General features: G+C 61.1%; 13 protein-coding genes. 10 read left to right on the top strand and 3 right to left on the bottom strand.

Features of this window, described 5'->3' with window-relative positions; genetic code table 11:
- Positions 1-196 precede the first annotated feature (196 nt).
- Both ABVT36_RS03060 and ABVT36_RS03055 read left to right on the top strand, forming a co-directional pair.
- Positions 197-1,099 (top strand): mitochondrial fission ELM1 family protein, encoded by a 903-nt coding sequence (locus tag ABVT36_RS03060; protein WP_368455217.1) that lies wholly within the window; start codon positions 197-199, stop codon positions 1,097-1,099.
- Positions 1,096-2,136, top strand: coding sequence for a glycosyltransferase (locus ABVT36_RS03055; protein WP_368455216.1), 1,041 nt, complete (start codon positions 1,096-1,098; stop codon positions 2,134-2,136). The genes ABVT36_RS03060 and ABVT36_RS03055 overlap by 4 nt, the downstream gene beginning before the upstream one ends.
- 10 nt (positions 2,137-2,146) lie before the next feature.
- On the opposite strand, the gene ABVT36_RS03050 is transcribed toward ABVT36_RS03055, so the two are convergent.
- Together ABVT36_RS03050 and ABVT36_RS03045 are read right to left on the bottom strand one after the other, a co-directional pair.
- Positions 2,147-2,812 carry a YrbL family protein gene (locus tag ABVT36_RS03050; RefSeq protein WP_368455215.1) on the bottom strand — a complete coding sequence of 222 codons (666 nt, stop codon included), beginning with the start codon at positions 2,810-2,812 and terminating at the stop codon, positions 2,147-2,149.
- Complete coding sequence (locus ABVT36_RS03045) at positions 2,809-3,930, bottom strand: glycosyltransferase family 4 protein (RefSeq protein ID WP_368455214.1); 1,122 nt, start codon at positions 3,928-3,930, stop codon at positions 2,809-2,811. Before ABVT36_RS03045 ends, ABVT36_RS03050 begins: the two co-directional genes overlap by 4 nt.
- A gap of 393 nt (positions 3,931-4,323) precedes the next feature.
- Here ABVT36_RS03045 and ABVT36_RS03040 point away from each other — a divergent pair, with 393 nt between their 5' ends.
- Both ABVT36_RS03040 and waaA read left to right on the top strand, forming a co-directional pair.
- Positions 4,324-5,328, top strand: coding sequence for a glycosyltransferase family 2 protein (locus tag ABVT36_RS03040; RefSeq protein ID WP_368455213.1), 1,005 nt, complete (start codon positions 4,324-4,326; stop codon positions 5,326-5,328).
- Positions 5,329-5,432: 104 nt separating this feature from the next.
- Entirely contained in the window at positions 5,433-6,728 is a 1,296-nt protein-coding gene (gene waaA, locus ABVT36_RS03035; RefSeq protein WP_368455212.1) for a lipid IV(A) 3-deoxy-D-manno-octulosonic acid transferase, read from the top strand.
- A gap of 52 nt (positions 6,729-6,780) precedes the next feature.
- Here the strand turns inward: waaA and ABVT36_RS03030 are convergent, their stop codons facing one another.
- The gene (locus ABVT36_RS03030; RefSeq protein ID WP_368455211.1) at positions 6,781-8,268 is read right to left on the bottom strand and encodes a TolC family outer membrane protein; all 1,488 of its coding nucleotides are present in this window, start codon (positions 8,266-8,268) and stop codon (positions 6,781-6,783) included.
- Between the two features lie 290 nt (positions 8,269-8,558).
- On the opposite strand from ABVT36_RS03030, the gene ABVT36_RS03025 reads away from it, so the two are divergent.
- From ABVT36_RS03025 to ABVT36_RS03000, 6 genes are all read left to right on the top strand, one after another.
- A complete protein-coding gene (locus ABVT36_RS03025; RefSeq protein WP_368455210.1) occupies positions 8,559-9,236 on the top strand; it encodes a paraquat-inducible protein A in 678 nt (225 codons plus the stop codon).
- The gene (locus ABVT36_RS03020; RefSeq protein WP_368455209.1) at positions 9,233-9,901 is read left to right on the top strand and encodes a paraquat-inducible protein A; all 669 of its coding nucleotides are present in this window, start codon (positions 9,233-9,235) and stop codon (positions 9,899-9,901) included. The genes ABVT36_RS03025 and ABVT36_RS03020 overlap by 4 nt, the downstream gene beginning before the upstream one ends.
- Complete coding sequence (locus ABVT36_RS03015; protein ID WP_368455208.1) at positions 9,894-12,233, top strand: MlaD family protein; 2,340 nt, start codon at positions 9,894-9,896, stop codon at positions 12,231-12,233. The genes ABVT36_RS03020 and ABVT36_RS03015 overlap by 8 nt, the downstream gene beginning before the upstream one ends.
- A 46-nt stretch (positions 12,234-12,279) precedes the next feature.
- Entirely contained in the window at positions 12,280-12,852 is a 573-nt protein-coding gene (locus ABVT36_RS03010; protein WP_368455207.1) for a DUF4136 domain-containing protein, read from the top strand.
- Between the two features lie 122 nt (positions 12,853-12,974).
- On the top strand, positions 12,975-13,541 hold the full coding sequence (locus tag ABVT36_RS03005) for a DUF4136 domain-containing protein (RefSeq protein WP_368455206.1): 567 nt from the start codon (positions 12,975-12,977) through the stop codon (positions 13,539-13,541).
- Between the two features lie 24 nt (positions 13,542-13,565).
- Positions 13,566-14,201: an NUDIX domain-containing protein gene (locus ABVT36_RS03000; RefSeq protein ID WP_368455205.1), complete on the top strand. Its 636-nt coding sequence runs from the start codon at positions 13,566-13,568 to the stop codon at positions 14,199-14,201.
- The last annotated feature ends 19 nt before the right edge of the window (positions 14,202-14,220 follow it).

Here is a 14,220-nt window from a genome sequence, read left to right as displayed (position 1 = left end):
GGTTATCTCTCGCCGCCGATCGACAGGATTTTGCAGAACAAAGTGCGGGCGCGGGGCGACGCCGCGGCCGCTGGATTATACTGCATGCTTCCGGTGCTTCAATAGAGCCTTTCTATGGGCTAGCATGGCTCTTCGGTATTTTGAGGGTTTGCGATAAACTTCCGCGGTTCCAAAGGTCAATCCCAGGGTTTCCCAATTGCAGCTGACGATCTGGCGCTTTCTCGATGGAAACCGCGCGCACGAAAAACAAAGTGCGGCGTTGATAAGCGGTCTGCGCGATTGTATCGGCGATACATTGGATTGCTACGATATTGCACCATTGACACTCTTCCAACTGTTGCGTCGGGGGCTGCCCGCGGAACTGCAACAGCTCCCCCTTCCCCACTTTATCGTCGGTGCCGGTCATCGCAGTCATTGGCCGATGCTGCTGGCCAGACGCCGCTTCGGCGGCCGCAGTGTCGTGATCATGAAGCCTTCGTTGCCGCTGTGCTGGTTTGATTTCGCCATTATTCCGGAACACGATCGGCCTCCCGCGCTGGCCAACGTGATTGTCAGTCAGGGTGCCCTGACCGAACCCCTGCCCGCGGGCCCCACTGTTGCTGGCCGCGGTCTGATCCTCCTGGGGGGGCCGAGCAAACACTTTCGCTGGGACGGTACAAAAGTGCAGGCGGTGGTGGAAAAGTTACTGCAGATGCCGGGAGACTGGATAGTCTCCGACAGCCGGCGCACGCCGTTGGGGGTGCTGGAAAGGTTGCGTGGCAGCGGGGGAAAGATTTTTCACTGGCGTGATTGTCCGCCCGACTGGCTGGCGGAGCAACTGGCGCAGGCTGAGCGTATCTGGGTGACCGGTGACAGTATTTCCATGCTGTTCGAGGCTTTGCAAAGCCGCGCTCAGGTGGGAGTCATAGCGCTGCCCAGCCGCCGGCGGAACAACAAGGTTCGCGCCGCGGTGCAGCGCTTGCTGGACCAGGAAATGCTGGTGGATGCATTGGCCTTGGAGCAGGGTGAATGCATAAAGGCTGTGCCCAGGGAACCACTGGCGCAACAGAGACTCTGTGCGCGGGCATTGCTGCGGCGCAGCGGTATGGTTGAGTCGTGAGCACTGAGTATAAGCAGGGAGAACCGCTGCGTATCTGCCATCTGTTTACCAGCCAGGAAACCGGCGGTCTGGAAAAGCATGTGCAGGAGCAGTGCCGCTGGCAGGTGCAGAATACATCCGCACAAGTCTGTGTGGTGGCGCACCCCCGTTACCGGAAACTGTTTGCTAGCGAAGTGCGCTTCATAGCCCTCGACACAGACCGGGGGCGCCGCAATCCCCTGTTTCTGCTGGCATTGCTGCGCACCCTGCGTCAGGAGCATTTCGATCTGGTCCATGGCCACGGTGGCAAGCCTGCCTATCTGTTACAAAAGCTGCAGCCGTTGCTGCGAGGTCGATGTGTGATTACGCGCCATAATGCACCCAATCCGAAGGATGGTATAGCGCGCCATTTTCCGCAGCGAATCGCGGTCAGTCACAAGGCAGTGGAGGATTCCGCGCTGGACTGGCGGGTGATTCCCAACGGCACCCAACTGCCGGCGGACGCCGGAAGCCTCCCCGAACAGCTGCAGCCTGGGCGTCCGGCAGTGATTGCGGTGGCGCGCCTGGTTGCGGCCAAGGGTATCGATCTATTGCTGCAGGCCTGGGGAGATACCGCCCGGGGTGAGGCGCAGTTGTATATTGTCGGTGACGGTCCCGAGCGCACAGGACTGGAGGCGCTGGCAAAAGAGCTGGGTATTGCTGACAGCGTAAAATTTGTCGGGTTTTCACCCCAGGTCGCCTCCTGGTATCGGGCGGCGGATTTGCTGGTGATCTCCTCGCGCTATGAAGGCGGCCCCTACACGGTGGCGGAAGCACTGCTTAGTGGCTGCCCTGTGGTTTCAACCGATGTGGGCTATGTGGCGGAGAATATTCCCGCACGCTGGCTGGCCCGGGACCTGAATCCACCCACCCTGGCGGCCCTGCTGACCGAGGCATTGGGGGATTTGGGGGCCCTGCGTGAGAGTTACCGGGAGAGTATTGCCCGCGCCGCCGGGCGGCTCACACTGGAAGCGATGGCAGCGGATACCTGGCGGGTATATCAGCGCGCGTTGGCGTGATCCCCGGTCTCTAAGTGCTGCGGTGCTCGGCTTCCTTCCAGGTCAGCCTCTTGTCTGACACTTCCCAGTGAATACGGCGCCACATGCGCTGTATTCGCCGTCGAATGTAATGCCGCCTGGAAACGCCAAGCCACTCCGGAAACAGCAGCTGGCTGGAGCGTCCCAGGCCGTCGATGACTACCAGCTCGGGGGCGCCCCGCCGCACCTCTACAACCAGATTGTGGGGCAGGATATTCTTGGTGAGTACCTCCGTTTCCAGCAACCACTGCGTGAAACGTTCCAGCGCCGCCCTAATGGAGGTATCTAGTCCGTGCTTCTGCAGATAGCGCTCCAGAGTCGGCGCTGGACGGCCCTTTTCATCCAGAATCAGCTGGGTCACTGCAGCCCTGCCCCGGGTGCTTTGCTGTAGGCCATACCAGCGTGCCAAGTGGAACCATACTGGGCTGTCGGGGCCCTGGTTGCGCAGAGCGCGCTGGTTGTAACCGGCCTGCTCGCGCAAGTTGTCATCAAAGCGGGCGCTGCCAGTCAGACGTTTGTACCAGGGTGCCCGCGCACGCAATTCGGCAATGCGGCCAGCGCGCATCACCTTGACACACTTGTTTGGCTCCAGCGGGTGGCGGTAGCAGTGGCGGTTGCCGCCACTGGCAAAAGGCTGTTGGTCGCTCAGGTCGATCACGCTCTGGCCTTCCCGGATTCATTTAGCAGTGACTTGTACAGGCTGAGGGTGCGTCGAACCAGGGTGTCCAGCGTGAATTCACTGTCCAGGGTCGGTTTAGCGTCGCTTCCCAACAATTCCAGCGTTTTTTCAAACAGCTGTTCGGCATTACCGTTTGCCACCAGTCCCTCTGGAAAGCAGGCCCGCAGGGACTCCGCCGGGCCACCCAGGTTGTAGCCGATGATCGGCGTACCTATCGCTGCCGATTCAATAACCGTACGACCGAAGGGTTCCGGCCGCCTGGAGAGGTTATACACCAAGTCGGATTCACAGTACCAGTAGCGGATGTCGCTGCGTTGGCCCACGAAGGTCAGCCGGTCCTCTATACCCAGTGTTTTAACCTGCTGTTTAAGCTCGTTAGCATAGTGCTGCTTGTTGGCCTCGGCCCCGCCGAGAATTACCCCCTGGATATCGTTTCGATGGCTGCGGAGGCGTTGGACCAATCGTATGAAGTCTTCCTGTCCCTTCCAGCGGGTCAGGCGCCCGGGTAGCAGCAGCCAGCGTTTGCCGGCCAGCTGCGGAAATTCCTGTTCGACGGACTGGCGCCAGCCGGCTGGTGGCCGCAGATGTGGATGGAACTCCCCGGTGTCCACGCCGCGGTAGATGACCTGTGGCGGTCGTTGCAGGTATTTTGCGTAATGGGCCAGCAGGTAATCTCGCACGCATTCCGAGATGGCGATTACCTGCTCACTGCGGGCCATGATGGCGCTGTATGGGCTGATAGAGTAGAGGCCGTGGGCGGTAGTCACCAGGCGTGGTCGTGTGCGCGGATCCAGCTTGCGCCAGGCCAGGTAGGTCAGCCATGCCGGTATCCGCGAGCGGACATGGAGTATGTCCGGTTGCTCCGATGCGATCAGCCTGCGCAACGGGCGCACGGTACTGAGACTGGTGACCGATTTTCTGTGGATTGGCAGGGGTATATGTCGCGATCCCTCCCCCTGTAACTGTGTCACCAGTTTGCCGCCACTGGATACCACCAGTGACTGGTGGCCGGCCTGCACCAGGGCACGGGCCAGGTCCAGGGTGCCGCGCTCTACGCCACCGGTGTTTAGAGCCGGCAGCAGCTGCATAACTTTCATGGGTGGTTTACCAGGATCGGGTGGTGCTTAGAGCTTGCGAACTGCCCGCCCACATTTGCAGTCTGCGCCAGTGGCGTACGCGTCACTTTTGGCCTTTGACTTAGTTCGCTATTTGCAATGCATGGTCGCCTATTATAGACATCCAGGAATGGCGGGTATAGGCTGTGTTCCCAATAGCCGAATCGTCCGCCTGCGATCCAGTGTCATTTCTGGTGGGCTTTTGGCTTTGGATCTGTTGTTGGCACCGCATTCCAGAGTTGGTCCTGCAGACGAAAGAACCTTATTTTTCAATTCGCGGTTGTTAGAGTTTACCGGCAATTACAGTACAGTAAGCTATCCGGTTGATGTTGCCGCAGGCCAGTGTGGGCCGATTATACAGGATGGACTTCACGTATGGGCGCCACTAACCCAGAGGCGGTCGTCAAGCCGGTGATCGAGGACGGATCCGGCGGGCGGATAAATCAAACAGGTTTTAAGTTACAGCCGCTACTGTGTGTCTGTGTCTGCACCTGCAAACGGCCCAAGTCGCTGCGCGGGGCCCTGCAGAGCCTGGGTGCCCTCCAGTTGCCGCCGGATGTGCGCGTTGCCGTAACGGTCGTGGACAACGACCCCGAAGGGCAGGCGGGCAGGGCGGTGGTGGAGTCCCTGGCCGGAGAGTTTCCACTGCCGTTGGAGTGTTTATTGGAACCGAGGCGGGGCATTCCCTATGCCCGCAACCGCTGTATCCACGCGGCCAGTGCCAAAAATGCAGACTACCTGATATTTATCGATGACGACGAATGGGTGGCGCCGGACTGGCTGACCCGGCTGTATGGTTACGCCAGGTTTCTGGGTGGCAGTGCGGTGGTCAGCGGCAGCGTGATCAGCCAGTTGCCGGCCGCCGCACCGGAATATTATTCGATGTTCTTTTCCCGCCGCCGGCGCAAAACCGGCGAGCGGCTTACCTACTGTGCCACCAACAATGTCCTGGTGCCCATGGGGATTGTCGAGGAACTAGGACTGCGCTTTGATGAGAGGGATCCCTTTGCCGGCGGGGAGGATGTCATGTTTTTCACCGAGGCCAGCACCAAGGGCGTGGAGATAGTGCATTGCGCCGAAGCCACTGTCTACGAGGCGGTGCCCGTCGGCCGCGCAAACCTGCGCTGGCTGTCGCGGCGAAAGTTTTCTGTCGGCGTCACCCTGGCAAAACAGAAACTGGTCTGTGGGCGCAGTCGCGCCGGGGTACTGGCCTCGGCCCTGTTTCAGTTGCTCACCGCATGCGCCAGCCTGCCGTTCGCCATGGTGACGGGCAGACGTCTGGGCTCCAGGGCATGGTTGCGACTGTGTCGCTCGACCGGTATGGCCTGTGGCGTTTTTGGTGTCCGGCCGCAGTTCTACCGGGTGGTGGAAGGCAGTTGAGCAACGCGTTGCGCTGAAAGTCCCCTGCCGTTCCGTATAGAATATCCTGTGACAGCGCCGCCGGAATAAGCGGCGGATACTATGGACCGGTTGCTTCCCAATTGATGTTGACTCTCTATTCCTGGCTGTTTCGGCTGGCGCTCCCGTTTGTGCTGCTGCGGCTCTGGTGGCGCGGCCGGGCACAGCCCGACTACCGGCGCCGAATCCGCGAGCGCTGCGGGCGCGTGCCCGAACGGCTCAGCCGTGCCCCCCTAATTTGGGTGCACTCGGTGTCCGTGGGTGAAACCCTGGCGGCGGTGCCCGTGATCGCTCGGCTTTCCCGGCGCCACCCGCAGTGGCAGTGGCTGGTCACTACCATGACTCCCACCGGGTCGGAGCGGGTGTTGCAGACGCTGAAGCCACTGCTCGGCGGGCGTTTGCTGCACTACTATCTGCCCTATGATCTGCCCGAATGCCTCAATCCCTTCCTGGATCGCCTGCGCCCGCAGATGCTGGTAATCGTCGAGACGGAGCTGTGGCCGAATCTGCTGGCAGCCTGCGCCCGGCGCGAGATTCCGGTATTGCTGGCCAATGCCAGACTGAGCGAAAGGTCCGCGCGGGGTTACCGGCGTTTTGCCGGATTGACCCGGGCTATGCTGGATAATTTATCGGCGGTGGTGGCGCAGTATCCGGCCGATGCCGAAAGGTTCGTCAAGCTCGGGCTGTGCGCAAATAAGGTTGGCATCAGCGGCAATATCAAATTTGACCTGCGCATCGACCGGGGACTGGTGAGCGAGGCCCAGGTACTGGCGCACCGATGGCGCGGAAAAGGCCGCAGTGTCTGGTTGGCGGCGAGTACCCACGGGGGGGAGGAAGAGCAGCTCCTGGATGCCTTCGCAGCACTGCGGCGGGAGTTCCCCCAATTGCTGCTGGTATTGGTGCCCCGGCACCCGCAGCGATTTGATGCCGTGGCGCGCCTGGTGCGCGAGCGCGGTTTCAGGCTAAAGCGGCATAGTAGCGGCGACTGGCCCGATGAGAGCGACCAGGTTCTGCTGGGGGACACCCTGGGCGAACTGCTGCGATTCTACGGTGCCTGTGATGTGGCTTTTGTGGGGGGGAGCCTGGTACCTGTGGGTGGCCACAATATGATCGAGCCGGCCGCCTGGGGAATACCGGTGGTTTGCGGCCCCCATCTGTACAATTTTGCCACCGTTGCCGGAATGCTGACCCAGGCCGGCGCCATGAGGGTGGCGGACGATGGCACACAACTGGTGTCAATTGTCGCTAACTGGCTGCGGGATGAGGGCGCGCGGCAGAGTGCGGGATTGAGTGGGAAACAGGTGGCCGAAGCCAATAGCGGCGCTCTGGAACACCTGGTGGATGAGGTGGAGAAGCTGGCTGTCGGCCGCCTAGCAGGCTGAGCAAAACCGGGAATGGCTTTTTCAGCAACCTGCTAGGCGGCTGGTAAACGAACTATTTCACCGAGGTGGGGACACTGGTGGGCAAGGGGTCCGCGACCCTGGTGACCGGAATTGCCGGGTTCAGGCGGCTGTCCAGCTGCTGCAGGTCCAGCGGCGCCAGCAGCCCCGCGAACCGCTTCAGGTTCAGGGTGTTGAGTACATAGTCGTACAGCGCATTGGCGTATTGGGTCCTGGCATCAAACAGGGTGCGCTGGGCCAGCAACACATCGACGATATTGCGCGTACCCACCTCGTAACCAGCCTGGGTGGCATCCAATGCACTTTTTGCGGATACCACCGCCTGTTGGCGGGCTGACACCCGCGAAACGTCGGTGACCACCGCCCGGTGCAAAGTGCGGGTGTTCTGGATGGTATTGCGCTGGGTCAGGTTGCGCAGGTCTTCCGCCTGGAACGACTGGTTGCGGGCTTCCCGGCGGCTGGCGCTGATACGGCCACCAGAATAGATGGGCACGTTCAGGGTAATTGCGGCGACGGTGGATTCTGTCCTTGTGTCAATGGGCAGGGTTCTCGATCTTTCATTCTGTATCTTGGTATCGCGGTCGCCGTCATCATGGGTGTTCCGATAACTGATCGAGCCGGTCAGTGTGGGCAGATGTTCACTGGCGGCGGCCCTGGCATTGTAGCGGGCGGCGTCGGCGGCCAGGCTGGCGGCCTTGAGATCGAAGTTGTTCTGCAGCGCAAAGTCCACCCAAGCACTGCGCTCTATGGGGTCCGGTGGCGCCACACTGAAATCGGCCTGTAGCGGTGCCACCTGTTCGTGATTGGTGCCGGTGAGCACTGACAGAGCGTCGAAATTGCTGAGCAAATTGTCCTGCGCTGTTAGCCGCCGGGCCACCGAGCTGTCGTAGGCGGCCTGGGAGTCATAGACATCGGTAATGGCGGTCAAGCCTACCTCGAAGCGCTGCTGGGTTTGCTCCAGCTGCTTGGCCAGCGCCTCCTCCTCGGCGACGGCGGCCTCCAGCACATCGTGGGCCCGCAGCACGTCAAAATAGGCGGTGGAGACCCGCAGCATCATATCCTGTTGCTGGGCACTGAATTCCGCCGCCGCCTGCTCGCTGACTTTCTTTCCCTGCTGATAGCCAAACCATGCCGGCAGATCAAAAATAGCCTGGTCCAGACGTGCAGAGTAGACGCGTCCGTCGATGGTGGTATTGCTGTCGTTTGGAGTGGCGATTACCGTGTCCGGGCCAAAAGTATAATCAAATTGAGTGCCTCTGGATTTGGTACGACTGGCCTCAGCACTGCCATTAATCTGTGGCAGCAGCGCCGAGCGGCCCAGGTTCTTGGCCTCCAGGCCGGCGTTGTAGGCGGCGCGGTCGGCGGCCAGCTGCTGGTCATTGTCCAGTGCCTGGAGATAGATCTCCCACAGAGTGTCGGCCTGAGCCTGCACGGCGCCCAGGCTCAGCAGGGCCGATGCAAGCAGGTGTTTCAGCGGACGCCTGATACGGCCGGGCGCACTGGCTAACTCGTTTCTTTTCATTGATCCTAACTTCCCATGGTGTATGCGGTCTCAAAAGTGCCAGCCTCCCCGACTGGTCAGACTCACCTGGGCGAGCCTTGCAGCGCGTGAGTGTAACGCCGGGCCAACGGGGCGTCGAGGCGACGGTGCCGGCTTTTTGGTATATCTTCGTTAAGCTGACACAACGGTGCGGTTATCGGTCGGCGAATCGCGGCTGCGGATTGGCGTCCGGGGCAATGGCCACCCGCTATAGACGCGGGCGGGTGCAAGGTTGGATGCAATGGCTTGGAATTAAAGGACAGTTTGCAGCAATGGGACCAACGGCGATCGACCACAGAGTCCGGGATCCAAACCGGAAGCGTGCCTGCCACGAGTGTGATTTGCTGCTGGACAAGGGTATAGCGCCCCCGGGCGACAAGCTCTCCTGTCCCCGTTGCGGAGCCACCATTCACCGCAATCCCTCGCACAGTGTGCACTACACAGCCGCGCTCAGTATTACCGGATTGGTGCTGTTTGTTCCCGCTGTGAGTCTGCCGTTACTGCACTTTTCCATCCTGGCCCTGGGTGCTGAAAATACCCTGTTCAACGGGGTTCATTCGCTGTTGGGTGCCGGTTTTGTCTGGCTGGCTTCACTGGTACTGTTTTGCAGTGTACTGGCACCACTGGGCAAGTTTTTATTATTGACCTTTGTCAGTATCGGTTGTCACTTCCGTACTTTGGACGGACCTGTGACCGGTGCGGTGCGCTGGTACCAGCACTTGAAAGACTGGGGCATGCTGGATGTTTATCTCCTCGGTCTGCTGGTGGCACTGGTGAAGATGGAAGACCTCGGCAAGCTGGTGGTGGAGCCGGGCTTTTACTGTTTCTGCGCGCTGATGGTGGTGTCGAATCTGTCCATGCTTGCCTTTGACCAGCAATCTATATGGAACCGCATGGAGCGCCGCCGGCGGGTTGCGTTGCCCGCAGCCGAAGGGGGTGAAGTCGGATGAATCCGAACAGGGCGCTGGCACAGGGGTTGGTTACCTGCCTGAGCTGCTATCAGCTGCTGCACCTGCCGGCGGGTGCCAGCAGCGGGTGTTGCGTGCGCTGTGGGGCGCGGGTGTACGGCCGGGTCGAGAGAAGCCTGATGCTGACCTGGGCCCTGGTGATCACCGGTGCGCTGTTGCTGATTCCCGCAAACATCCTGCCGGTGACTACAGTTATTTATCTGGGTTCCGGCGAGCCCTCAACCATTATTAGCGGCGTTTTCCAGCTGTATCACGCGGGTCTCTGGGGTATAGCGCTGATTGTGTTTGTCGCCAGTATTGCGGTACCGGTGATGAAGCTGGTGGGACTGACTATTTTGTTGATTCAGGCGCAGTGGCTGCCACCCAGAAACCCGGTGCAGAGTATGAAGCTCTACCGGCTGGTGGCGGCTATCGGCCGCTGGTCGCTGCTGGACCTATTTATGATCTCCATCCTGGTGGCATTGGTGGATATGGGCTTGATTGCACGAGTGGAAGCGGGGCCGGGCAGCACCGCCTTTGCCACAGTGGTGGTGGTCACCATGCTGGCGGTGCGCGCCTTCGATCCGCGCCTGATCTGGGATGCGGTGGAGCGGCAGTCCGTATCGCCCAGCGCAGCTGCCCCCACCGGGGGGGATGCCTATGGCTGAGCCGCAAGTCGCCCAGCCGGAGGTGCGCCGCAGTCGCGGCCTGCCGCTGGTGTGGCTGGTGCCCCTGGTCGCGGCGCTGATCGCCGTCTGGCTGCTCTATCGCGACCTGGCCCAGGGGGATATTCAGGCGACGATTTTGTTTCGTACCGGAGATGGCCTTGTGGGGGGCAAAACCGTAGTCAAATACGCCGGTGTGGATATCGGCGTAGTGCAGAATTTCCGCCTGGTGCAGAATGCGGAAGCGCTGGGTGGCGCCGACGGGGTACTGGCGGAGGTGGCGTTCAATCCCAGTGCGGCCTATCTGCTGGTGCGCGGCAGCCGTTTTTGGCTGGTAAAGCCGGAAGTCTCGATCACCGGCATCCGCGGGCTCGAAACACTGGTATCGGGCAACTACATCGCCCTGGAACCGGGTAACGGTGTGCCGGAGAGAAAATTTGTCGCGGTGGATAAGCCGCCGGTCACGGTTTCCGGCGAGGGATTGCGGGTCGTGCTCAAGACGCCGCGCCTGGGGTCGCTGAGTCGCGGTTCGCCGGTCTATTACCGCCAGCTCGAAGTGGGGGAGGTGGAGAGCTACCAGCTTTCCGAAGACGGCACCGAAGTGGAGGTGGGGGTGTTTGTCCGCCGTGAACACGCGGGCCTGGTGCACCGCGGCAGCCGCTTTTGGAACAGCTCCGGGGTTTCCATCGAGGCCGGCATCGGCGGCGTCTCGGTGGATATCGAATCCCTGGCGTCGCTGCTGGCGGGCGGGATTTCATTTTATACGCCCAAGAACCAGCTGCACTCACCCCTGGCGAAGGACGGTGCCCAGTTCAAGCTGTTCAAGAATTTTGAGTACGCCGATGCCGGTATTCCCGTTACGCTTCATTTCGAGCGCGGGGTCGAGGTGACCCCGGGAACCACAGAGGTATTTTATCGGGGCATCATGGTGGGCAAGGTCAGTGATGCCAAGCCCAGCGCCGGCATCGACGGTATGGAAGTCCAGGTGATGATGAATCCTATCACCGATGATCTCTTGAGTGAGAATACACGCTTCTGGATGGCGTCGGCGACACTGGATCTGTCCGGGGGGCTGAGCGAACTGCTGCAGGGCAAACGCATTGAAGTGGATCTGCGCCGCGGCCAGCGATCGGTACGTGAATTCTCCGCCCGGGCCGTGGCACCGGAGCGGGACCTGCGGGAGCCGGGTCTGCACCTGCAGTTGACCGCCAAAGATCCGGGCTCCCTGCAGCGCGGTGCCCCCATCCATTATCGGCGCATCGAGGTGGGGCGGGTGCAGGGCATGGAGCTGCGCAAGGATGGTACTGGTGTCACTGTCTTTGCAGTGATCCAGCCCCGCTATGCGCACCTGGTTAACAGCCACAGCCGTTTTTGGAATGTGAGCGGCCTGCGCGCCAAGGCGGGCCTGGCCAGTGTCGAGGTGGAAGCGGACTCGCTGCTGACCCTGGTGCGCGGTGGTATTGCATTTGGCAATGAACTGGCCGCTACAGGTAAAGTTGCGCCGGCACCCGATGGTGCCCGGTTTCAACTTTACCCCAACCGGGAAGCGGCGCTGGAAGACGGAATCAGGGTGCGTATCGCGCTGCCGTCGGCGGAGGGGTTCAGGCAGGGTGCACCGTTGCGCTACCGGGGTATACAGGTGGGCGAGGTGGAACAGTTGCAGCTGGGACAGGATCTCGATTCCGTCTGGGCCATCGCCAAACTCTACCGGCGCGGTGAGCGGTTCGCCCGCGCCGGTACCCGCTTTTGGGTAGTGGCACCTCAAGTCGGGCTGGAAAAAGTCGCCAATTTGGATACCCTGGTCACCGGACGCTACCTGGCTTTGGAGCCGGGTGGCGGTGAACCGCAAGCAGAGTTTGCGGCCCTGGCCGAGGCGCCAAAAGTGAACCTGGCCGAAAGCCTGCAACGCCCTGGCTTGACAGTGATCCTCGATGCATCGCGCCGCGGGTCCCTGAGCGCGGGCAGCCCAATTTACTATCGCCAGGTGCAGGTGGGGGAAGTGATCGGCTATGCCCTGGGGGAACTGGCGGACCGCGTGTACATATACGCCTACATAGAGCCCCGCTATCGTCCGCTGGTTCGCGAAAATACCGTTTTCTGGAACGCCAGCGGAGTGGAAGTGAACTTTGGCCTGCAGACCGGACTCACAGTCCACACAGAGTCGGCGCGCGCGCTGCTGGCCGGGGGTATAGCGCTGGCCACGCCGGAAGGGGCGGAGATGGGGCGGGAAGTGGAGTCCGGAAGCCACTATCCACTCTACCCCGAAGCCGAATCCGAATGGCACCGCTGGCGCCCCAAAATACAACTTTACGCCACTGACGAGCCGCAAAAATAGCGTCATTATGGCGACCGGATCGCTCACAATAAGAGGTAGGGAGTAAATGATGATGCGAATAGAAATGCTTGCCCGGCTCGCAGCCGGCTTGTTGGGTGCGGCACTGTTGGCCGGTTGCGACACGGTGCAAACACAGAGAATCGAACCGCGTTCCGCGCCGGAGGCTTTCTCCACGTATGCCTGGGGACGATCGGGGTTGGCCACGGTGCCCGAGGCATCGGCGCAGTTGGTGGAGCTGGACGAAACCCTGCGCGCTTCGGTATCGGCTTTGATGAGCGCCCGCGGCTATCAGTTGATCGAGGATCCGACACGGGCGGATATGGTCATGGACTATCAGGTGGCCGTGATCGAGGAACAGTTTGCCGGGGACCCAACGGACAGCAGCTGGGATGCCCAGTTTGACAGCAATGCCCCCAGCGGCGTGGTCGAACTGCCCGCCCGCACCGGCGCGCCGCGGTTCACTCTCACGCTGGGGCTTGGGCGGCCCGGGGGCATGGCGCTGTGGGGCGGCAATGCCACCAAACTGATGACCCGTCCCGAAGACGCCAATGAGCGCCGCCGTATCATCGACACCGCTGTGCGGGAGCTGCTGGAAAGTCTGCCCGCGCGCGTTCAGTAAGGTTGTACTGCAGTCACCCGACTCCGCCGCGCGGCGGGTGGTTGCTGTTGCATGTCACATGGTTGTTTTCATCAGTGTGGCAGGGATGCTGTTTCTTGTGATGTCTAGCAGTAGGAGAGACTATGCCTGCCTTTCAAACAACATCGAAGACGGTTCTGTTGTGTGTCCTGGCGTTGTGGTTGACAGCCTGTGCCAGCGCTCCCCCCGTGGCGGTGGATTATGATCCACAGGCCGATTTCTCCGGGTTCAAAAGCTACTTCCTGCTCGATGCCCTCGCTATAGGACCAGTGGCGCCGCTGGAGATGAAACGTGCGCGCCAGTCTCTGGATGGAGTCCTGCGCACCCACTACCTGCCGGCCGCGAGCCGCGACGAGGCAGATTTTCTGGTGCGGGTGCAGATAGTGGCGTCGGACAAGGTTGCGGTCTACCAGGACAGCTTGGGTTTATACGGTAGCGGCTACTACTGGGGCTGGGGTGTGCGGGCACCGCTCACAGTGCGCGAGTATCGCGAGATGTCTCTGGTAGTGGATGTCCTCTCACCATCCAACGCGCCCCTGTGGCGAGGCAGCCTGGTTTCAGATGCGCAGCGCGCCGGCAGTCCGGAACAACAGCAACAGCGGCTGCGCGAGGAAGCGACGCAGATTCTCAGCCGTTTCCCGCCACATTTGCGGTTGCGCGACAGGGGATAAGCGGCAATACAGAAGAGTGGAAACATGGATAAGGACCTGAGCCCGAAATTCGGCCACGAGGATGTGGAGATCATCGCCCGCGCACCTGTGTTTCAGGGATTTTTTACTATGCTCCGGGTGAGACTGCGCCACCGGCTTTATGGCGGCGGCTGGAGCGAGGAGTTCGAACGGGAACTGTTCGTGCGCGGTGCCGCGGTGGGGGTTTTACTGTACGATCCGCGTCGGCAACTGGTGGGCCTGGTGGAACAGTTCCGTATCGGTGCCCTGGCAAGGTCGGGAGGACCCTGGTGTCTGGAGTTGGTTGCAGGGATGGTGGAGGACAGTGAGTCGCTGGAGAGTGTCGCCCGGCGCGAAGTGCTGGAAGAGGCCGGGATAGCTGTCGACGGCTTGCACCATATCCGCAGTTATATGCCGAGCCCCGGTGGCAGCAGCGAGCGCATGCATCTGTTCTGTGCCCTGGTCGATTTGCATGAGGTCGAGGGCTATTTTGGCCTGGACCATGAGCACGAGGATATTCACCTGCGTGTGCTGCCCCTGCCGGTGGTGTTGAAGGCATTGGAAACTGGGTGTGGGGAAGGCTGTGTGATCGACAATGCCGCCACCATCATCGGTTTGCAATGGCTGCAATTGCATCGAACGGAGTTGAAGCCCAACCACTGACGTAATGAGACCCACTGGT

Source organism: Microbulbifer sp. TYP-18, assembly GCF_040932045.1.
Lineage (GTDB): Bacteria > Pseudomonadota > Gammaproteobacteria > Pseudomonadales > Cellvibrionaceae > Microbulbifer.
Note: the sequence above shows the minus strand (reverse complement) of the source record. Positions and strands in the feature narration are given on the sequence as shown.